The sequence below is a fragment of the Noviherbaspirillum phoenicis genome (genome assembly GCF_047237965.1).
Taxonomy (GTDB): Bacteria; Pseudomonadota; Gammaproteobacteria; order Burkholderiales; family Burkholderiaceae_D; genus Noviherbaspirillum_A.
This window is the reverse complement of the sequence record NZ_JBDFLX010000001.1, coordinates 2171583-2192332: the sequence shown is the minus strand read 5'-3', so window position 1 is coordinate 2192332 and position 20750 is coordinate 2171583. Positions and strand designations below refer to the sequence as shown.

19 protein-coding genes are annotated in these 20750 nt (G+C 55.9%); 16 read left to right on the top strand and 3 right to left on the bottom strand.

Annotated elements, in window-relative coordinates; genetic code table 11:
- Positions 1-2: 2 nt before the first annotated feature.
- On the bottom strand, positions 3-1499 hold the full coding sequence (locus tag ABC383_RS09925; protein WP_413013581.1) for a cryptochrome/photolyase family protein: 1497 nt from the start codon (positions 1497-1499) through the stop codon (positions 3-5).
- 111 nt (positions 1500-1610) lie between these two features.
- On the opposite strand from ABC383_RS09925, the gene ABC383_RS09920 reads away from it, so the two are divergent.
- The 6 genes from ABC383_RS09920 to ABC383_RS09895 all read left to right on the top strand — a co-directional run bounded on the left by ABC383_RS09920 (position 1611) and on the right by ABC383_RS09895 (position 6261).
- Positions 1611-2261 (top strand): YqgE/AlgH family protein, encoded by a 651-nt coding sequence (locus ABC383_RS09920; protein ID WP_413013579.1) that lies wholly within the window; start codon positions 1611-1613, stop codon positions 2259-2261.
- Positions 2262-2297: 36 nt separating this feature from the next.
- On the top strand, positions 2298-2687 hold the full coding sequence (gene ruvX, locus ABC383_RS09915) for a Holliday junction resolvase RuvX (protein WP_413013577.1): 390 nt from the start codon (positions 2298-2300) through the stop codon (positions 2685-2687).
- Entirely contained in the window at positions 2674-3180 is a 507-nt protein-coding gene (gene pyrR, locus ABC383_RS09910; protein ID WP_194711681.1) for a bifunctional pyr operon transcriptional regulator/uracil phosphoribosyltransferase PyrR, read from the top strand. The genes ruvX and pyrR overlap by 14 nt, the downstream gene beginning before the upstream one ends.
- Positions 3173-4132 (top strand): aspartate carbamoyltransferase catalytic subunit, encoded by a 960-nt coding sequence (locus tag ABC383_RS09905; protein ID WP_217345514.1) that lies wholly within the window; start codon positions 3173-3175, stop codon positions 4130-4132. Before pyrR ends, ABC383_RS09905 begins: the two co-directional genes overlap by 8 nt.
- Before the next feature lie 79 nt (positions 4133-4211).
- Entirely contained in the window at positions 4212-5495 is a 1284-nt protein-coding gene (locus ABC383_RS09900) for a dihydroorotase (RefSeq protein ID WP_413013574.1), read from the top strand.
- A gap of 31 nt (positions 5496-5526) precedes the next feature.
- On the top strand, positions 5527-6261 hold the full coding sequence (locus tag ABC383_RS09895) for a lysophospholipid acyltransferase family protein (protein WP_413013572.1): 735 nt from the start codon (positions 5527-5529) through the stop codon (positions 6259-6261).
- A 40-nt stretch (positions 6262-6301) separates the two neighbouring features.
- Here ABC383_RS09895 and ABC383_RS09890 read toward each other — a convergent pair whose 3' ends face one another.
- A complete protein-coding gene (locus tag ABC383_RS09890) occupies positions 6302-7120 on the bottom strand; it encodes a symmetrical bis(5'-nucleosyl)-tetraphosphatase (RefSeq protein WP_413013570.1) in 819 nt (272 codons plus the stop codon).
- A 148-nt stretch (positions 7121-7268) separates the two neighbouring features.
- A protein-coding gene (locus ABC383_RS09885) for an IS3 family transposase (RefSeq protein WP_413011525.1) occupies positions 7269-8512 on the bottom strand; the annotation gives its coding sequence in 2 pieces (ribosomal slippage) (positions 7269-8167 and positions 8167-8512; 1245 coding nt in all).
- A 148-nt stretch (positions 8513-8660) separates the two neighbouring features.
- Here ABC383_RS09885 and rfbB point away from each other — a divergent pair.
- From rfbB to ABC383_RS09835, 10 genes are all read left to right on the top strand, one after another.
- Positions 8661-9743, top strand: coding sequence for a dTDP-glucose 4,6-dehydratase (rfbB, locus tag ABC383_RS09880; RefSeq protein WP_413013568.1), 1083 nt, complete (start codon positions 8661-8663; stop codon positions 9741-9743).
- Entirely contained in the window at positions 9740-10639 is a 900-nt protein-coding gene (gene rfbA / locus ABC383_RS09875; RefSeq protein ID WP_413013567.1) for a glucose-1-phosphate thymidylyltransferase RfbA, read from the top strand. Before rfbB ends, rfbA begins: the two co-directional genes overlap by 4 nt.
- 39 nt (positions 10640-10678) lie before the next feature.
- Positions 10679-11224: a dTDP-4-dehydrorhamnose 3,5-epimerase gene (gene rfbC, locus ABC383_RS09870; RefSeq protein ID WP_413013566.1), complete on the top strand. Its 546-nt coding sequence runs from the start codon at positions 10679-10681 to the stop codon at positions 11222-11224.
- Entirely contained in the window at positions 11221-12087 is an 867-nt protein-coding gene (rfbD, locus tag ABC383_RS09865) for a dTDP-4-dehydrorhamnose reductase (protein WP_413013565.1), read from the top strand. The genes rfbC and rfbD overlap by 4 nt, the downstream gene beginning before the upstream one ends.
- A 333-nt stretch (positions 12088-12420) precedes the next feature.
- Positions 12421-13263 (top strand): ABC transporter permease, encoded by an 843-nt coding sequence (locus tag ABC383_RS09860; protein ID WP_413013563.1) that lies wholly within the window; start codon positions 12421-12423, stop codon positions 13261-13263.
- Positions 13253-14596, top strand: a complete 1344-nt coding sequence (locus tag ABC383_RS09855; RefSeq protein WP_413013561.1) for an ABC transporter ATP-binding protein — start codon at positions 13253-13255, stop codon at positions 14594-14596. The genes ABC383_RS09860 and ABC383_RS09855 overlap by 11 nt, the downstream gene beginning before the upstream one ends.
- Complete coding sequence (locus tag ABC383_RS09850; RefSeq protein ID WP_413013559.1) at positions 14597-17035, top strand: methyltransferase domain-containing protein; 2439 nt, start codon at positions 14597-14599, stop codon at positions 17033-17035.
- A 154-nt stretch (positions 17036-17189) separates the two neighbouring features.
- Positions 17190-18410: a glycoside hydrolase family 99-like domain-containing protein gene (locus ABC383_RS09845; RefSeq protein ID WP_413013557.1), complete on the top strand. Its 1221-nt coding sequence runs from the start codon at positions 17190-17192 to the stop codon at positions 18408-18410.
- A 4-nt stretch (positions 18411-18414) separates the two neighbouring features.
- On the top strand, positions 18415-19509 hold the full coding sequence (gene wecB, locus ABC383_RS09840) for a non-hydrolyzing UDP-N-acetylglucosamine 2-epimerase (RefSeq protein WP_413013555.1): 1095 nt from the start codon (positions 18415-18417) through the stop codon (positions 19507-19509).
- The gene (locus tag ABC383_RS09835; protein WP_413013553.1) at positions 19509-20636 is read left to right on the top strand and encodes a glycosyltransferase family protein; all 1128 of its coding nucleotides are present in this window, start codon (positions 19509-19511) and stop codon (positions 20634-20636) included. Before wecB ends, ABC383_RS09835 begins: the two co-directional genes overlap by 1 nt.
- Positions 20637-20750: the final 114 nt, after the last annotated feature.

The window sequence follows — 20750 nt, the reverse complement described above, 5'->3', positions numbered from 1 at the left end:
ATTCATGCTGCTTCCGTCGCTTCTTTTTTCACTACCGCATAGCGCTGCAAGGTAAGCTCGCGCGCTTCCTCGTGGCGCACCAGCGGCATCGGATAATGCTCGCCCAGCGTCACGCCAGCCTTCTTCAGTGCCTCGGGCGCCGCCTTCCATGGCGCATGGATATCCCTGGCGCTCAGCCTGGCCAGCTGCGGCAGCCAGCGCCGGATGAAGGCGCCATCGGCATCGAATTTTTCCGATTGCGTGACCGGGTTGAAAATCCGGAACCAGGGCTGCGCGTCGCAGCCGGAGGAGGCGGCCCACTGCCAGCCGCCATTATTGGCGGACAGGTCGAAGTCGTTGAGCTTCTCGGCGAAATACCGTTCGCCGCGACGGTAATCGATGCCCAGGTCCTTGATCAGGAAACAGGCGGCCACCATGCGCAGGCGGTTATGCATGAATCCAGTGCGGTTGAGCTGCAGCATGGCCGCATCCACCAGGGGATAGCCGGTGCGGCCCTCGCACCATGCCTGGTAAGCCTGGTCGGCATGCGCTCCGGTTTCCCAGGAAATGCGGTCGTATTCCGGCTTGAAGGCCTGCGTGGCCACATGCGGGAAATGGTGCAGGATGCTGAAGTAGAAATCGCGCCAGATCAGTTCCGACAGCCATACCGCCGCGCCCTGGCCGCCTTCGCCATTGTGCATCGCCTGCAGCGCGCGCCGCGCCAGCGCCCTGACCGACACGGTGCCGAAGCGCAGATGCACCGACAGGTGCGAGGTGCCGCGCACGGCCGGAAAGTTGCGGGCCGTGTCGTAGTCGCGGATGCGGTCCATGAATTCGTCGATCAGGTCCTGCCCGCCGGTCATGCCCGCGGCGATACCCAGGCTGGCCAGGTCGCTGGTTTCAAAGCCGAGGTCGGCCAGCGACGGCATGCCTGCCGGCGCAGCTGCCAGGCGGCGATAATCCGGCGCTGCCGCATATTTGTGCAGCAGGGGATGGTCCGCATGCGGATCGGCTGCGGCCATCAGGGCCTTCATCCAGGCATTCTTGTAGGGCGTGAAGACCGAGTACGGCCGGCCAGCCTGGGTCAGCACTTCCGATTTCTCGAAGATGACCTGGTCCTTGCAGAGAACCAGGCGGCGGCCCTCGGCCATCAGCGCGCCGGCGACCGCGGCATCGCGCGCCACCGCGGCCGGCTCGTAGTCTTCGTTGATGAAAACGGCTTGCACGCCCAGTTGCGCCGCCAGCCGCGGGATCTCGGTCGATGCATGGGCATGGCGCACGATCAGCCCGCCGCCGTGCATGCGCAGTTCGGCATCCAGTTCGGCCAGGCTCTGGTGGATGAAATCGACCCGGCGGTCGGCTTTGTTGGCCTGCGCCTGCAACGGATCGAGAATTTCACGGTCGAAAATGAAGACGCAGTGCACGGTGGCCGATAGGCTGAGCGCCTCGTGCAGCGCGGCCTGATCGAACGTGCGCAGGTCGCGCCGGAACCAGACGAGTGATGTGTTGAATAAGCTCATGACGGGGAAAATTGCGGAGAATGGCGCAGGGCGGCCGGGCCGCCTCGCAAAGAGTTGCCATGATGCCAGATCGGGCATCCGGCTGGGCAAAACTGATAAAATGCGCGGATTATGGCCAAGCAAAGCGATACTCCAGACCCCTCTTCCAGATCGCGCGGCACGGCACAGGCGCGCAGCGATGCGGCTTTCGCGGCCGAGCCCGGCCTGCATCTGGCCAATCACTTCCTGATCGCGATGCCGTCCATGCTCGACCCGATCTTCGGCGGCGCGGTGGTCTACATGTGCGAGCACAATGAAGACGGCGCGCTGGGCGTGATCATCAACAAGCCGACCGACATGATGATGCCGACGCTGTTCGAGCGCATCGACCTTTCCCTGGACATCGACGCCCGCCAGATGGCTGACAAGCCGGTGCTGTTCGGCGGCCCGGTGCAGGTCGAGCGCGGCTTCGTGCTGCATGCGCCGTTCGGCGACTTTTCCTCGATGATGAAAGTCACCGACGACATCGTGCTGACCACCTCCAAGGACGTGCTGGAAACCGTGGCCGCCACCGGCGGGCCGCGCCATCTGCTGGTCACGCTGGGCTGCGCCGGCTGGGGCGCCGGCCAGCTGGAAGAAGAGATCACCCGCAACGGCTGGCTGACGGTGAAGGCCGACCCGGCCGTCATCTTCGACCTGCCGGTGGAGGAACGCTTTTCCGCCGCGCTGAAACTGCTGGGCATCGACCCGATGATGCTCAGCGGCGAGGCCGGGCATGCATAAACGGCCGGGTACGGCGCCGCTGAGTACGGCGGCCGCGTGAAGACGGTGCTCGGCTTTGACTTCGGACTCAGGCGGATCGGCGTGGCGGTAGGCAATACCGGCATGCGCCAGGCCCAGCCGCTTGTGATCATCGATGCGCCCACCAATGACGGCAAGTTCGCCGCGCTGGGCGCGCTGATCGCCGAATGGCAGCCGGCGCTCTGCGTGGTCGGCCTGCCCAGCCATCCGGACGGCGCCGAACATGAAATGACGGTGCGCTGCCGCCGCTTCGCCAACCAGCTGCACGGCCGCTATGGCGTCGACACCGTGCTGGTCGACGAGCGCTACTCGTCGGCGGTGCTGTCGCAGCGCCGCGGCGAGCGCATCGACGACCAGTCCGCCGCAATCATCCTGCAACAATACTTTGACGAATATGCCCCATCATGAACTCGACGCCGAGGCGCTGTACGCCGCGCTCGCCCGGCAGGTAAAAGACGCGCTGGCCAATGTGGACAAGGTCGCGCTGGTCGGCATCTACTCCGGCGGCGCCTGGCTGGCCGACCGGCTGGCCACGGAACTCGATGTCGATGGCCGCCTGGGCTATATCGACGTCTCCTTCTACCGCGACGACTATGCCGAAAAAGGCCTGCCCACGGATGTGAAGCCCAGCCAGATCCCGTTCGACGTGGATGGCGCGACCATCCTGCTGGTCGACGACGTGCTCTACACCGGTCGGACCACGCGCGCGGCCATCAACGAGCTGTTCGACTATGGCCGCCCGGCGCGCATCATGCTGGCCGCGCTGGTGGACCGCGGCGAGCGCGAGCTGCCGATCGCCGCCGACTTTGTCGCCCACACCCTTGCGCTGGCCCCCGGCGAGCGCCTCGTACTGCAACGCGCCGACGACGGCAAACTTTCCTTTACCGTAGACCATGCATAATCCGCAACTGAACAAGAATGGCGAACTGCAGCACCTCCTGACCATCGAAGGCCTGCCCAAGGCCATCGTCAATCAGATCCTCGACACCGCCTCTTCCTTCGTCGGCATCAGCGACCGTGAAGTCAAGAAAGTGCCGCTGATGCGCGGCAAGAGCGTCTTCAACCTGTTCTTCGAGAACTCGACCCGGACCCGCACCACCTTCGAGATCGCCTCCAAGCGCCTGTCGGCCGACGTAATCAACCTGAACATTTCCGCCTCCAGCGCCAGCAAGGGCGAGTCGCTGCTCGACACCATCGACAACCTGGCGGCGATGCATGCCGACATGTTCGTGGTGCGCCATGCGCAGTCGGGCGCGCCCTACCTGATCGCCAAGCACCTGACCGACACCGGCCGCTCGCATGTGCACGTGGTCAACGCCGGCGACGGCCGCCATGCGCACCCGACCCAGGGCCTGCTGGACATGTACACCATCCGGCATTACAAGAAGGATTTCAGCAACCTTACGGTCGCCATCGTCGGCGACATCCTGCATAGCCGGGTGGCGCGCTCGGACATCCATGCGCTGACCACGCTGGGCGTGCCGGAAGTGCGGGCCATCGGTCCGCGCACCCTGCTGCCCAGCGGGTTGGAGCAACTGGGCGTGCGGGTCTTTACCGACATGCGCGAAGGCCTGAAGGATGTCGACGTGATCATCATGCTGCGCCTGCAGAACGAGCGCATGAGCGGCGCGCTGCTGCCGTCGGCCCAGGAATACTTCAAGAGCTACGGCCTGACCACCGAACGGCTGGCGATGGCCAAGCCGGATGCGATCGTGATGCATCCCGGCCCGATGAACCGCGGCGTGGAAATCGAGTCCGCCGTGGCTGACGGCGCCCAGGCGGTGATCCTGCCCCAGGTCACCTTCGGCATCGCGGTGCGGATGGCGGTGATGAGCATCCTCGCCGGCAATTAATGCCCGCATCAACGCCGAAGAACAGCAGAGCAGAAGAACAGAGATCGCCAGGCATGCCTGGCCGCAGAACTAGGAACTTATGAAACTCCATATCAAGAATGGCCGGCTGATCGATCCGGCCAACGGGATAGACGCCAGCCGCGACCTCTACCTGGCCGATGGCAAGATCGCCGCGGTCGGCGCCGCGCCGGCCGGCTTCCAGGCCGACCGGACCATCGATGCGCAGGGACTGGTGGTGGCGCCTGGCCTGGTCGATTTGTCGGCGCGGCTGCGCGAACCCGGCTACGAGTACAAGGCCACGCTGGAATCGGAATTGCAGGCGGCCATCCAGGGCGGCGTGACCAGCCTGGTCTGCCCGCCCGACACCGACCCGGTGCTGGACGAGCCCGGCCTGGTCGAAATGCTGCGCCACCGCGCCCGCAGCATGAACCAGGCCCATGTCTATCCGCTCGGCGCGCTGACCGTCGGCCTGAAGGGCCAGTCGCTGACCGAGATGGCCGAACTCACCGATGCCGGCTGCGTCGGCTTTTCCCAGGCCGATGAGCCCATCCTCGACACCACGGTGCTGATGCGCGCAATGCAATATGCGCAGACCTTCGGCTACACCGTCTGGCTGCGCGCCCAGGATGCGCACCTCGGCCGCAACGGCATCGCCCACAGCGGCCCGATCGCCTCGCGCCTGGGCTTGTCTGGCGTGCCGGTGATGGCGGAAACCATCGCGCTGTACACGATCTTCGAACTGATGCGCTCGACAGGCGCCCGGGTACATCTCTGCCGGATTTCCTCCGCCGCTGGCGTTGCGCTGGTGCGGGCGGCAAAGAAGGAAGGCCTGCGCCTGAGCTGCGACGTTTCCGCCCACCATGTGCACCTGACCGATGCCGATATCGGCTTTTTCGACTCGAATGCCCGCATGACGCCGCCGCTGCGCTCGCAGCGCGACCGCGATGCGCTGCGCCAGGGACTGATGGACGGCACCGTCGACGCGATCTGCTCCGACCATACGCCGGTCGACGACGACGAGAAACTGCTGCCGTTCGGCGAGGCCTCGCCCGGCGCCACCGGTCTGGAACTGCTGTTGTCGCTGGCGTTGAAGTGGGCCGAGGAAGACGGCAAGGGCGACGGCCTGTCGCAGGCCATCGCCAAGATCAGCCCGGCGCCGGCGCAGCTGGCCGGGCTGGCCGGCGGCCGGCTGGAAGAGGGCGCGCCGGCCGATCTCTGCATCTTCGATCCGGAAGCGCGCTGGACCGTGAAGGCCGCCGCGCTGGCCAGCCAGGGCAAGCACACGCCTTTCCTCGGCTATGAACTGCGCGGCCAGGTCAGGCATACCATTGTCGCCGGCCAGGTCGTCTTCAGCCGCCCATGATCAAGGACGGCCGGCCGGGAAAGGGCAGGGCGTGAGCACGCTGCACCTGGTGCGGGTGGTGCTGCACCTGCTGCAAGGGCTGGCGACCTGTGCGCTAGTGTTCCCGCTGGCCGGACCGGCGCTGCGCGAGCGCTGCATACGCAGCTGGTCGGCGAAGCTGCTGGCAATCTGCGGCGTGCGGCTGTCTGTCAGCGGCGTGCTGTCGGATACGCCGGCGCTGATCGTCTGCAACCATGTGTCCTGGCTGGACATCTTCGCCATCAACAGCCTGCGGCCCTGCCGCTTCGTTGCCAAGTCGGATATTCGTGACTGGCCGCTGGTCGGTTGGCTGTGTGAGCGTTCGGGCACGATTTTCATTGCCCGCGGCCGCCAGCGGGATGTGCGGCGGATTTTCCAGGGTTTGGTGAACAGCATCCATGCCGGCGAACGGGTGGCCTTCTTTCCGGAGGGCACCGTGTCGCTGCAGGGAACGGTGCTGCCTTTTCACGCCAACCTGTTCGAGGCGGCAATCGATGCCGACGTGCCGGTGCAGCCCTACGGCTTGCGCTACCTGGACCGCCATGGCCGGCCGCATCCGGCGGTGGAATACGTTGGCGACACCACCTTCGTGCAAAGCATGCTGACCATACTGCGCCACCGCGACATCCGCGCCGAACTGCTGCTGCTGCCGGCGCTGCCAAGCGCCGGCGCTCACCGCCGCGAACTGGCTGCGGCGGCCCATGATGCGGTCGCCGGCGCGCTGGCCGCCGAAAAGGCGGCCGCGTAATGCCTGTTCAGCGGGCCATTGCCGGCTGGCTGACGATGCGCTAGCCCGGCTGCTGGTATTGCGGGCAATCGACCTGCAGGATTTCCCTGTCTTCCAGGCACACCGCAGTCAGCTTGCCGCCCCAGACGCAGCCGGTATCGAGCGCGATGAAGTCGGGGCGGACCACCAGTCCCAGTGTCGACCAGTGCCCGGCCACGACGGTCACGTCGGAGGAGCGCCGGCCCGGCACATCGAACCATGGCATGAAGCCGGCCGGCGCTTCGCCAGTGCCATCCTTGGTATGGAAATCCATGGTGCCGTCGGCGCTGCAGAAGCGGATGCGGGTCAGCGCGTTGACGATGCAGCGCAGGCGGTCGGCGCCCTGCAGGTGATCGTCCCAGCGCGCTGGCTCATTGCCATACATGCCGCGCAGGAAATCCTTCCAGTCAGGGCCGCGCAGGGCTGCTTCCACCTCCCGGGCCAGGGCCAGCGCCTGGTCGGCCGTCCATTGCGGCAACAGGCCGGCATGCACCATCAGATAATCATCCTCGCGCAGCGCGAGCGGCCGGTGCCGCAGCCAGTCGAGCAGTTCCGCGCAGTCGGGTGCTGACAGGATATCGTCAAGCGTATCGCCGCGCCCGGGCTTGCGGATACCAATCGATACAGCCAGCAGGTGCAGGTCGTGGTTGCCCAGCACCATTTCGGCCCGGTCGCCGAGTTCGCGCACCAGTCGCAGCATGGCAAGGGATTGCGGCCCGCGGTTGACGGCGTCGCCGACGAAGACGAGGCGGGCGTCAGGGGTACGGGTCTGGATCTTGTCGATCAGGTCGATGGCGCGCGCGTGGCAGCCCTGGATGTCGCCGATGGCGTAGGTGGTCATAGAGTAAAGCTGAGTTGATGTAGCGTTAGGTTGGCCTGAGTTTGGGTTGCAACACCATAAACAAAGAGAGGCCCGATAAACATAGCTTGAAAGCGAAAATTTTTTGCGAGGCAGGTGGTCTCGCCCCTATATTCCCGTACCACCGGCGTTAGTTAATCAAAGCCTGTTTCTCTCTAAACATGCGTGGCGGCAGGTACTTTAGGGCGCTATGCGGGTGCTTCGTATTGTAGTGCTCAAACCAGTCCACCAATTGTTGCATCACAGTTTTGGCATCCGGACGCAATGCCAGCTTGGCGTAATCGCGCTTGATGGTTTTGACCAGACTCTCGGCCATCCCGTTGCTCTGCGGGCTGGAAACCGGCGTGGTCACCGGCTTGAGACCAAGTGCACGCGCAAATGATCGTGTCTCAGCAGCGGTATAGCAACTGCCATTGTCGGTCAGCCATTCAATCTCCGATGGCGCCGTGCTGTTTGGACCAAATCGTGACTCGATCGCTTGCATCATCAAGTCGCCCACCAGCCCGGCGTCAATGCCTTTTGTTGTCGCCACCCAGCTCATGACTTCCCGATCGCAGCAGTCCAGCGCAAAGGCTACCCGTACCCGTTCGCCATTGTCGCAAGCCACTTCAAAGCCATCCGAGCACCAGCGGGTATTGCTGCTGTCGACGGCTACCTTGCCATCGTGTCTGCGGGTAGAGACCGGTCGCTGACCATGACGATAGAGCAGCAGGCCATGGTCCCGCATGACCCGATAGACGCGTTTGTGGTTAGGAGACTGTCCGTTCGGCCTGGGATGCTGATGTCGCAATACGCCCCAGACCCGTCGATAGCCATAGGTGCCGAGGCCGTGAATGACGTGCCGAACGTCTTCCAGCAGTAACGTGTCATCCATCCGGCTGCGTGCCGTGCGGCGGTCAGTCCAGTCGTCAGAACGGTTGAGCAGTGCCACGAGATGACTGCGCGCCACGCCAAGGGTCGAACACACCAGTCTCATTGGTCGTCCCCGGGCAACAGCGGCGAGCGCGCAATCCACTTTTTTGCTTTGGCAAGGTCCACCGCTTCCTTGAGGATGTCATTCTCCAGGGTCTTGCGTCCCAATGCCGCTTCCAGTTGCTTGATGCGCTTCATTGCATCCTGCAGTTCAGACGCTGGCACGACGGGCTCATTGGCACGCACGGCAACCAGCGATCCTTCTGTATAGGCCTTGCGCCACTGGAACAGCTGGCTGGCGGTGATACCCGCTTCCCGAGCCACCAGGGACACCGACATCCCCGGTTCCATACTGCGCTTGACCCATTCCAGCTTCTGTTCCGGGGTCCAGCGTCTGCGCCGCTGGACCCCGGTAATGACTTCCACTTGCTGATTTCTTCCCGAAGGCATAGGCATATCCATAGCAGTATTCCTAATCGTTAGTTTAAGGAATACCGACGGTCCGGAGAATCACGGGGCTACTTCAGCAGGCATTACCGTAACCACGTAATTTAATTCACGTAGAATACTGCCCTCACAGGATGTTGTTATATTGTATAAAGGCAATAGTATGATTTTAGTCACTGGCGGCGCCGGCTTCATTGGGTCCAACTTTGTCCTGGAATGGCTAGGGGCTGACGATGAAAGTGTTCTGAACCTCGACAAACTGACCTATGCGGGCAACCTGAACAATCTCGCTTCATTGCGTGAAGACAAACGACACACCTTTGTGCAAGGGGATATTTGCGATCGCGAGTTGATTGACCGCTTGCTGGCTGAGCACCAGCCTCGCGCCATTGTACATTTCGCTGCTGAAAGCCATGTCGACCGGTCCATCCATGGTCCCGCCGCCTTTGTTCAGACGAATGTGAACGGCACCTTCAATCTGCTGGAGGCGAGCCGCGCTTACTGGTCTACCTTGTCCGACCGAGCGCGTGACGACTTTCGTTTTCTGCATGTGTCGACCGACGAAGTGTATGGCTCCCTCGGCCCATCGGATGCGCCGTTCAGCGAAACCCATCCCTACCAGCCCAACAGTCCTTATTCGGCGTCGAAGGCAGCGTCTGACCATCTGGTGCGCGCCTATCATCACACCTACGGTTTTCCCACGCTGACCACGAACTGCTCTAACAACTACGGTCCGTATCACTTTCCCGAAAAGCTTATTCCACTCGTAATCGCCAACGCACGCGCCGGCAAAGCCTTGCCAATCTACGGCGACGGTCAACAGATCCGCGACTGGTTGTATGTGAAAGACCACTGTGCCGCTATCCGCCGGGTGCTGTCCGATGGCCGTTTGGGTGAGACTTACAACATCGGTGGCTGGAATGAAAAAGCGAATCTGGATGTCGTGCATGCCCTATGCGACATCCTTGACGAGATGGATCCACGCTCAGCCGGAGGCAGCTATCGTCAACAGATCACCTACGTGGCTGATCGTCCTGGACATGATCGCCGGTATGCGATCGACGCAAGAAAAATAGAGCGGGACCTGGGCTGGAAGCCTGTTGAAACCTTTGAAACCGGATTGCGCAAGACTGTCCGCTGGTATCTGGACAACGAGGCATGGGTGAAGAACGTGCAGTCGGGCGATTATATGAAATGGATAGAGCGCAACTACAGTCAACGCGATAACGTCGAGGAGCAGGCATGATCGAACAAAAGACGACAGGCCGCAAAGGCATCATTCTTGCCGGTGGTTCTGGAACACGGCTTTATCCGGTGACAACATCGGTTTCGAAACAGCTGTTGCCGGTATATGACAAGCCGATGATTTACTATCCCTTGTCGACGCTGATGCTATCCGGCATCAGGGATATCCTGATTATTTCAACGCCTCAGGACACGCCGAGGTTTGCGGAACTGCTTGGCGATGGTAGTCAGTGGGGCCTGAATTTGCAGTATGCGCAGCAACCAACTCCGGATGGACTGGCGCAGGCTTATGTCATCGGGCGGGATTTTATTGGAAATGCTCCCTCGGCGCTCATTTTGGGAGACAACATCTTCTATGGCCATGATTTCGAATCGCAGCTCCGCGCAGCATCCGACCGTGAGGATGGTTCCACTGTATTCGCTTACCATGTAACTGATCCTGAACGTTACGGCGTCGTTGAGTTCGACGAGAAAAACGCTGCTGTCAGCATTGAGGAAAAGCCGCTTAACCCTAAAACAAATTATGCGGTCACAGGCCTTTATTTTTATGACAATCAGGTATGTGATATCGCCGCAAGCATAAAGCCATCGAAGCGAGGCGAGCTTGAAATTACTGACGTTAACCGAATTTATCTCGAGCGTGGCTTGCTTAAAGTGGAACTGATGGGACGGGGAATGGCATGGCTTGATACCGGCACGCATGACTCGTTGCTCGACGCATCTCACTTCATTGCAACGATTGAAAAGCGTCAAGGGCTGAAAATTGCGTGCCCCGAAGAAATAGCTTATCGCAGGAAATACATTAACGAAGAGCAGCTTCAGGCTCTGGCAGAGCCATTGAAAAAGAATGGCTACGGCCAATATTTGCTCGGTCTGTTGCGTGACTGTGTTTACTGATGCTCGGTAACTCCGTTGTGATTGAAAAATAGAAAATATATGCAAGTTATTTCCACTTCGATACCTGATTTATTAATTATTGAGCCGAAAGTATTCGGTGATGATCGGGGTTTTTTCTTTGAGAGCTTTAATGATCAGCGTTTCAGAGAATTGACGGGGGTCTCGACAAGCTTTGTGCAAGATAACCATTCCCGCTCGGCAAAAAATGTATTGCGTGGACTGCATTATCAAATTCAGCAACCTCAGGGAAAGCTGGTGCGGGTAACTGTGGGTAGTGTATTCGACGTGGCAGTGGATATAAGAAAGAATTCTCCGACATTCGGGAAATGGTTTGGGCTCCAACTATCGGCCGAAAACAAGCTTCAGTTGTGGATTCCCGCTGGGTTTGCGCATGGATTTGTTGTAACTAGCGATCACGCTGAGTTTTTGTACAAAACGACTGATTATTGGGCTCCGGAACACGAAAGATCTATTTTGTGGAACGACCCATCATTGGGAATAGACTGGCCAATAGCGGATGAGCCGATACTCTCCAACAAGGACAGGCTCGCGAAGGCATTGTCAGAGGCCGAGGTTTTTCAATGAAAATCTTGCTTACGGGGGTGAACGGACAGGTTGGATATGAGCTTCAACGCAGCCTTCAGCCTTTGGGCGAAGTTATGGCTCTTAATAGAGCGCAGTTGGATATTGGTAATTTCAACCAGATACGTAACGTTATTCGCGAATTAAAACCTGATCTCGTCGTTAATCCAGCAGCATATACTGCAGTTGATAAAGCCGAGGTTGAGCCTGAGTTAGCAATGCGTATCAACGGGGTTGCGCCTGGCGTTATGGCGGAGGAGTGCGCGCGCATTGGTGCGGCACTGATTCATTATTCAACGGATTACGTCTTTGACGGAACAAAGGACGGCGCTTACGCTGAAGATGACGCAGTCTGTCCGATCAATGTATATGGACGGACCAAAGCGGAAGGTGAACGTGCAATACAGGCAGCAGGTTGCGAATTCTTTATTTTTCGAACCAGTTGGGTGTACGGGATGTATGGCAACAATTTTTTAAAGACCGTTCTACGTCTCGCCCGTGAAAGGGACGAGTTGAAAATTGTCAGTGATCAATATGGCGCCCCGACATGGAGTCGCACGATTGCGGATACGACAAGTAATGTACTCGCTCAGCTATACGGCAGCAAACGATCCACGATGGACAGGAAAGGCTTAAGTGGCATCTATCACTTAAGTTCTCAAGGAAGTGCCACATGGTACGATTTCGCCAAGGCGATATTGGCGAACGCGGATGCCAAAAAAAACCGTGTCTTGCCGATTCGTACTGAAGAATACCCACTTCCAGCGAGCAGGCCAAAAAACTCCTCCCTTTCCTGTGAGCGGTTGATTAGCACTTTCTGCCACCTGCCGGAATGGGAAACTGCGCTCGCCCTGTGTCAAAAATAGATCCTGCTCAGAACATCCCCGTTTAGCTCATCTTTGTGTTGGTTGGCGGCCATTTCGTATTACGCTTAAGTTTTCTCATCAAAAGAAATAATTTTAAGCTTATAAAATTTTGGCAATGCGAGTGGTCTGGTACTTCTGCGCGTTGCAGCGAAAGCGCGCAGTTCTTCAAAATTGGCGATTTGTATTTTAGACTTGAAATTTTCACCGTATTCAGGCGTAGTGCAGAGCTGAAAAATCCAATGGCTTCGTTAAGTTCATCCGAAGGCCTATCCTTGGCAGTGCTGAAAATGCAGTAGGCATCCGGTAATACGAATAAATATTCTAGTTGGTTCTATGATTCCTGTTAATCCACATGGTCCACAAAAATTGTCCTTCTTGGCCATGGTCCAAAGCCTCTGGAGCAACCGCCGTCTGATTTTGCAAATGACAAGGCGCGAAGTTGTTGGCCGGTATAGAGGATCTGCCATGGGCCTCGCTTGGTCCTTTTTCAGTCCTGTTTTCATGCTATTCGTGTACACCTTTGTGTTCTCGGAAATATTCAAGTCGCGATGGGGCGGCGTGGGAGGCGACGAAAGCAAAACGCAATTTGCTGTGGTGCTATTCGTCGGCATGATAGTTTTAAATCTTTTTAGCGAAGTGATCAATCGCGCGCCCGGGCTGGTTTTGTCAAATACAAACTATGTTAAAAAGGTCCTGTTTCCGCTTGAGGTGCTTCCAGTAATTTCAATGGGTGCGGCAATTTTTCATGCCATTATTAATATTGGCGTGCTGCTGCTGGCATTTCTCGTTTTCAATGGATACTTAAACTGGACCGCAATATTTATTCCAGCTGTATTGTTTCCCCTAGTCGTCCTCGTTGTTGGCATTGCCTGGATTCTTGCCTCCTTGGGCGTTTACCTCAGAGACGTTGCTCAAACTGTCGGGATTATTACAACCGTTTTGATGTTCCTCTCTCCGGTCTTCTATCCAATCACTGCAGTTCCCGAGCGATTCAGGCCAGTCATTATGGCGAATCCGCTAACCTTCATTATTGAACAGACGAGAGATATTCTTATATGGGGGAAGATGCCTGATTGGACTGGTCTGCTCATATATACTCTGGTCGCAATGGCAACTGCTTGGATAGGCTTTGCATGGTTCCAGAAAACGAGAAAAGGATTCGCAGATGTCCTCTAGTTTGGCAATCAAGGTCGATGAGCTGAGCAAGTGCTATCACATTTATGATAAGCCGAGAGACAGATTGATGCAGATGCTGTCTCGTGGAAAAAAACAGTTTTTCCGTGAATTCTGGGCACTGCGCAATGTTTCTTTTTCTATAAACAAAGGAGAAACGGTAGGAATCATAGGGCGCAATGGCAGTGGAAAATCGACACTGCTCCAGATGATTTGCGGAACTGTAACACCAACGTATGGGACAGTGAGTGCGTATGGCCGGGTAGCAGCTTTACTTGAACTAGGCGCCGGGTTTAATCCCGAGTTCACTGGGCGGGAAAACATATTCATGAATGCCGCGATACTTGGATTTCCCCATGAAGAAATGGCTGCCAGAATGCAAGATGTTCTCGCATTTTCCGAATTGGGAGATTTTCTTGATCAGCCAGTCAAGACCTATTCGAGTGGCATGTATGCCAGGCTGGCATTTTCTATTGCGATTAATGTTGATCCCGAGATTCTTATTATCGACGAGGCGCTGGCAGTAGGCGACGCTCGATTCGTTGCCAAATGCATGCGTCGGATTAAGGATATCCAGGAAAAGGGAGCAACCATATTGTTCGTCAGCCATGATGTTGCCTCGGTTCGCACTTTATGCGAACGGGCCATCTGGCTTGATCACGGAAATATGGTCGAAGACGGCGATGTCTTTCCCGTTTCGGGGCGTTTCATGGAATTCATGTTCAGTGATGAAAAGTCCGACAAAGAATCGCTGAATGGAGAAACCAGGGAAGAGGTTGATCATTTGGAGGGGCAAACAGGTTCCGACGTGGCAGCCAAGGGCCTGTCGACAAAATCTGGGGAGAGTGGCGCCGAACCGGTTATCTCGGCTCCATCACTTGATTCCCGGCCCGTCACGCATTGGGGCTCACGGAAAGGCCTTATACTTTCTGCCGCCGTCTGTGATGAGAGCGGAATTGCCAGAGACGTTCATTCATGGGGCAAGCCACTCAATATCGCAATTGAACTCGATATTGCACCGGATATACCGCGTGAACATTTGAGCATTGCCTTTTCAATTAAAGACCTGAAAGGCACAGATTTGATTGTGTCCGCAACCGATGACCAAGAGGTCGCGTCGCTTCCAGAAAGCGGGCGGTTTAAAATGGTATTTCGCCTGACTAACTATCTGGTTACTGGAAAATACTTGCTCGTGGCTGCTGTAGAGAACCGCCAATATCGGGATATTCATTATTATGAATATGTCGAGGGTGCTCATTATTTTTCCTCGGTTTCCAATGAGAGGTTTTTTGGCTTGTTCCAGCCGTCCATTGAACAGGAAGTTCTAGTTAAATAAATGACAGACGAAAATATTATTAATTCCAGTATTTACTGGGATGGCCGTTTCCAGGAAAATTGGGAATCTCGCGAGGGTCCCCGGCAATCCCGTTTCTTTTCCCATATTGCGATCGATAACCTTCCGGACTGGCTTTTGGAAGAGATTAAGCGAAATGCTTTTTCCCTGGTGGACTGGGGTTGCGCGCAGGGGGACGGAACTGACGTCTGGGCCAGCTACATCGCTGCAGACCAAATTACGGGTGTGGATTTTTCACATGTCGCAATCAATCAGGCGACAAGCCGTTATCCGGCAATCCGTTTTATTGCCGAAGATTGGGTTGGGCAGCCGTCAGAGCCAAGTGCTCAATTCGATGTTGTTTTTTCATCAAATACGCTTGAGCATTTTCATAAGCCATACGATGTTCTGGAAGACATTTCCTTGCATGCAAGGAAGGCAGTCGTCCTGGCATTGCCTTACAGGGAATATGAGAGGATCGATGAGCATTTTTATTCTTTCCTTCCAGAAAATATACCAGCCAATTTAAAAAATGGATTCAGGTTGGCATGGTGCAAGGTGGTTGATTGTCGTTTTCTGCCAAATACGCTGTGGGGAGGCGATCAGGTAATTGTGGTGTACGGGGAGCCCCAATGGTTAGACAGCCTCAAACTAAATTTGTCCGACTCCCTGGTGTATGCCAGCGATACGACGACTGAAATCGGGCGCTTGTCATCAGCTATTAGTGCTCGCGAGTCAGAATTAATTGTGGCAAATTCTCTCATTGAGGAAAACAAGCAACAAATAGCTCGCCTCAACAATTTGCTGGAGGAGAAGCAATCAGAGTTTGCGAAGGCCATAGAGGCGCGTATCCATGAAATTGCTAAAGCAGAGGACAAGATTGCACGTAGCCTGGAGGAAATCGATTCCCTGACATCTGAAGTCAAAGTGCAGAACGGGGAAATGAATTTCCTGAGAGAGGCTGTCGCGGAAAGGGATAGATGGTTAGAGCAATATGGCCAGCAGATCGCGGCTCTCAAAAGCAGTCGTTCATGGAAAGTCACCAGACCGCTCAGAATGGTAGGAGCGGTCATGAAGAATCAGGGCAGGGCGCAGGGAAATGTGTCTGTAGACGGCGTTGAGACAGCTCCTGTTTCAACGTACGAGGATTACCCGCTTTGGCGTAAACGGCTTGCCTATCTTGCAACCCGCTATCGGCAGGGTGTCCGGCGACATGGGCTGCTGCGTTCTATTCCTCTGGCGGTACGCGCTTCCCACAGATTAAGCACCTCGTGGATGGAAAAACTGGTCCGCCGCCGCACCTACGAACAGCGCTTGCAGCAATTAAGAAAAATCATTATCGGACATCCCGATTTCATTGATATTTTCCATGTCCCAATGGGATGGAGCACGCCGCTGTTTCAGCGCTTTCAGCATATGTCGTTACAGGCTGCCCAACTCGGAGGACTAGCCCTTTACGGCGGCCATTTGCAAGTGGACAAGGATATTTTTGTTTTCAATCGAGCCGAAGGTAATGTAATCGTATTTGATGCACTCGACGACCAAGTCGTGCATTGCGTATTTAATGCACTCTCGGAAGCTAGCCAGCCGAAACTGCTGCGCTTGCAGTCGATTGATCTTGCCACAAAAATAAGCGACGTTGAGCGTTTTCTTGGCGATGGGATTATGGTCGTTTATGAATACATTGACGAGATCAGTGAGGAGATCACCGGGGAAATTCCTTCGTTCGTAATTGAACGGCATAAATGGCTATTGAAACACGAAGCAGTTTTCGTTGTAGCTACGTCAGACAAGTTGTTTGCGGAAGTGAATAAATACCGTAGTGACCGATGCATTCTTTCCACGAATGGGGTGGATCTCGCACATTGGCGCAAACAAGTTCCTTATCCACCCGCAGACATGGAGCCAGCATTGGCGTCGGGGCGGACGGTAGTTGGCTATCATGGCGCATTGGCAAATTGGATCGATTACGATTTGCTGGAAAAAATAGCGCGCGATGGCAAGTATGAGTTGGTGCTTATTGGATACGCACATGACGAATCGCTGGCGCAGAGCGGCATTTTACAAATGCCAAATGTGCATTTTCTCGGTAGCAAATCCTATTTTGTTCTGAGTGAATATGCAGCTTTCTACGATATTGGCATCCTGCCATTCAAGCGTTACGAACTTACGGAATCTGTCTCGCCGGTAAAGCTGTTCGAGTACATGGCCGCTTCGAAGCCGGTTGTTACTACTTATTTGCCTGAGTGCGCCAAATATAAATCATGCCTGGTCTCGAATACTCATGAAGATTTCATGCGTAATCTTGTTACTGGAGCTTCATCAAAGGACGATGCTGCTTACATGGAGGCGCTTGCCAACGATGCGGAAAAAAATTCATGGGCTGAAAAGGCCCTGTCAATGTATCTTCTTGCAGGCATAAAAACCGTCAATAACCCATAGTGGCAAGATCGAAATCTGCTTTTTTAACATATGAATTGAGAAAAGAGTGAACCAAAATTTATATCAACTGCTACGGAGAATATATTGGCGGCTGCCATTGCCTGAAGAAACCAAGGAGTCACTCGTCGGACGTGCTCGGAGATTTTCACGCAATATGAAAAGAGCCGCGAGCGACCCCGGCACAGCGACAGTATCAGCGCCGGTCAGCCGTGAAGAACTCCTTCAGAAATATGTCAGTCAAGTTCTCGCGTTGCCTGGAAAGCCGACTGAAGAGCATGTCGAGCTGAGTTCGCGCCGTTATCAGCGCGAGGAGGGCGATGCAAAGATACTCGCTTATTATCTTCCTCAGTTTCATCCGACCGAAGAAAACGATCTGTGGTGGGGGAAGGGAGTCACCGAATGGAACAATGTGTCGCGGGCCGTACCGCAATATGTGGGACATTATCAGCCACGCTTGCCCGGTGAACTTGGGTACTATGATTTAAGAATTCTGGATAACATCCGGCGTCAAGTCGAATTGGCACAGATGTACGGCGTCTATGGTTTTTGTTTTTATTATTACTGGTTCGATGGCAAGCGTTTGCTGGATAAGCCGCTCGATATGTTTCTGGAAGCCCAGGATATTGATTTTCCCTTTTCGCTTTGCTGGGCAAATGAATCCTGGACTCGCAGATTCGATGGGTCCTGTGGTGAAATTCTGATGAAGCAGAGCGAAACTGTGGAAAGCTATACTGCGTTCATCGAAAGCGTTGTCCCATACATGCGTGATGCCCGGTATATACGGATGAATGGCAGACCAGTTCTCACTGTATATCGCCCATCATTCATTCCGGAATGTGCCAGTACCATCGCAGCTTGGCGGAAACACTGTATTGACGCCGGCATTGGCGATATCTATATCATTGGTGTGAAAGAGCATACTTGGGACGTCAATTTGCTTGAACTCGGTTTTGACGCACAAAGCGAATTTCATCCAGGCACGCTTTTCAAGCATTGTGTTGATATAAGCTCGAAGATCGACTATATGCAGGAATTCGGCGGCATCGTGCTTGATTATCGCGATATCGTAGAACAGAAAAAGTATTTCGCATATGACCATCCTAAGCTGCATCGCGCTGCAATGCCGATGTGGGACAATACCGCGCGACGTGACAATAAAGGAATGATCTTTGAGGGAGCAACGCCGGCTTTATATGAGCGCTGGCTGAAAGATATTCTGCTTGAAGCCAGGAATCGCGACGATCTGGAAGACCAGTACATCTTCATCAATGCTTGGAATGAATGGGGTGAAGGCACCTATCTTGAGCCAGACAAGCGGTATGGATACGCTTATTTGAACGCCACTCGCCAAGCCATCGAGGGAGCAAGGGGTTAGCGAAATGAAAATTCTAATTGTTGTTGGTACGCGGCCCGAGGCTATCAAGATGGCTCCTGTCATTTTGGCGCTTAAAGAACAACCGTGGGCGCAAGTCAGGGTTCTCGCTACCGCCCAGCATCGCCATATGCTGGATCAGGTATTAAATTTCTTCGATATTACGCCCGATATCGATCTCGATATCATGCGCCCCAACCAGGCGCTGACAACGCTGACCGCGCGCCTGCTGCTCGACATGGATGATGTGCTGCTTGCCGAAAAGCCCGACGTGGTTCTGGTGCAAGGCGATACCACCACAGTGATGGCGGTGTCTCTGGCATGTTTCTATCACCGTATTCCCATCGGCCACGTCGAAGCCGGTTTGCGCACCTGGGATATGGATAATCCGTTTCCTGAAGAGGCCAACCGCGTCATCACCGGGAGGTTCGCGCGCTGGCATTTCGCGCCGACCGAAAGTTCGCGGCAAAACCTGCTCAGGGAAGGCATTGTCGACAGCGCCATTACGGTTACCGGCAACACGGTCATCGACGCGCTGTTGATGACTGCGAAAAAAGACCTCGACCTGGGGATCAACATCGATGCCTCGAAACGGCTGATCCTGATCACTTCCCATCGCCGGGAAAATTTCGGCGAACCGTTCCGCAACATCTGCCGTGCGCTGAAAACGCTTGCCGAGCGTAACCCTGACGTGCAGTTCCTGTACCCGGTGCATCCCAATCCGAACGTCAAGGATGTTGCTCACGAAATGCTGGGCGCCAGTCCGAACATCATCCTGTGTGCGCCGCTCGACTATGCGCCTTTCGTGGCTGCGATGCAGCGCTCCTATCTGATCATCAGCGATTCGGGCGGCGTGCAGGAAGAAGCGCCTGCCCTGGGCAAGCCTGTATTGGTCTTGCGTGACGAAACCGAGCGACCCGAGGCGGTTGAGCAACTGGTCGTGAAACTGGTCGGCTCCGACTACGATCGAATCGTGAGCGAAACGCAACGCCTGCTGGATGATGAAGCGGCCTATGCTGGCATGTCGCGCGGCATCTCGCCCTATGGCGATGGCCGCGGCGCGGAGCGCATCGTCAATGTGCTGAAAGCTTTTGCAGCCTGATGCAGCTCGTTTACCTGTCGCCGGTGCCGTGGGCGAGCTTTGCTCAACGTCCCCACAAGTTCGTTGAATGGTTTCAGGCCCGCCACGGCGACAGGGTTTTATGGATAGATCCTTATCCCACCAGATTTCCAGAATTGTCCGACTTGCGCCGGATCGTTTCCAGGTCGGCAATTCAGGGCAAAGAGGACGCAAAACCCGGTGCGAATGCCTGGCTGACGGTGCTTAAGCCCCGATCGCTTCCTATCGAACCGGGTCCTGGGTCAGGCGCGATCAACCGCCTGTTGTGGACGGAGCTGATGAATAAAGTGGCGTCTTTTGTTTCAGTGAAAGAGACTTGCCTTGTCATTGGAAAGCCGTCCGAACTCGCTTTGCAGTTAACGAAAAGACACTTCGACATACCGCGCGTCTACGACGCCATGGACGACTTTGCTGCTTTCTATGGCGGATTTTCTTCCTGGGCCATGCGACGCAGGGAAGATCGGATTGCCGCCAATGTAAGCATGCTGTTGGCGTCGTCCACCGCGCTGCTCGAAAGATTTTCAGGAAATGTGCCCAAGCCGGTGTTGGCGCATAATGCCTGCGCCACCGAGGTCCTTCCCGATGCCGGGGTGGCGCGTTACTCCGGTAAGCCGGTGTTCGGTTATGTCGGCACAATTGCGAATTGGTTTGACTGGCCGCTGGTGATCAGGCTGGCGATCGCAAACCCCGAAACCGTTGTGCGCCTGATCGGGCCGGTTTACTCGCCGCCTCCGGCGCCGCTGCCGAAAAATATCGAGCTTGTGCCCGCTTGCCCGCACCCAGAGGCAATCGAGATGATGCAAAATTTTTCTGCCGGACTCATTCCCTTCAAGATCAATGCATTAACCTCATCCGTCGATCCCATCAAATATTACGAATATCGCGCACTGGGCTTGCCAGTCATTTCCACAAGCTTCGGGGAAATGGCCTTGCGAGGAAATCTGCATGGTGTATCCATCATTAATCATGCTACCGATTTGCAAGGCCTGTTGCAGTTGGTAAAAGACTACCAGCCAGAACTGGAAGAAATACGAAACTTCCGTTCTGAAAATAGTTGGTACGCGCGCTTTGACGCAGTAAATCTCTTCGGGAATGCGCTAGCCTCATAGTCACGCGGCACGGCATTAATTAAAGCCGGCCGGCTATGTTTTTAAAAGCGGTGAGTACCCGGCCCTGACCGGTCGTCCGGCATGACGTTGCATCGACAATCGTTAACGCGGTAA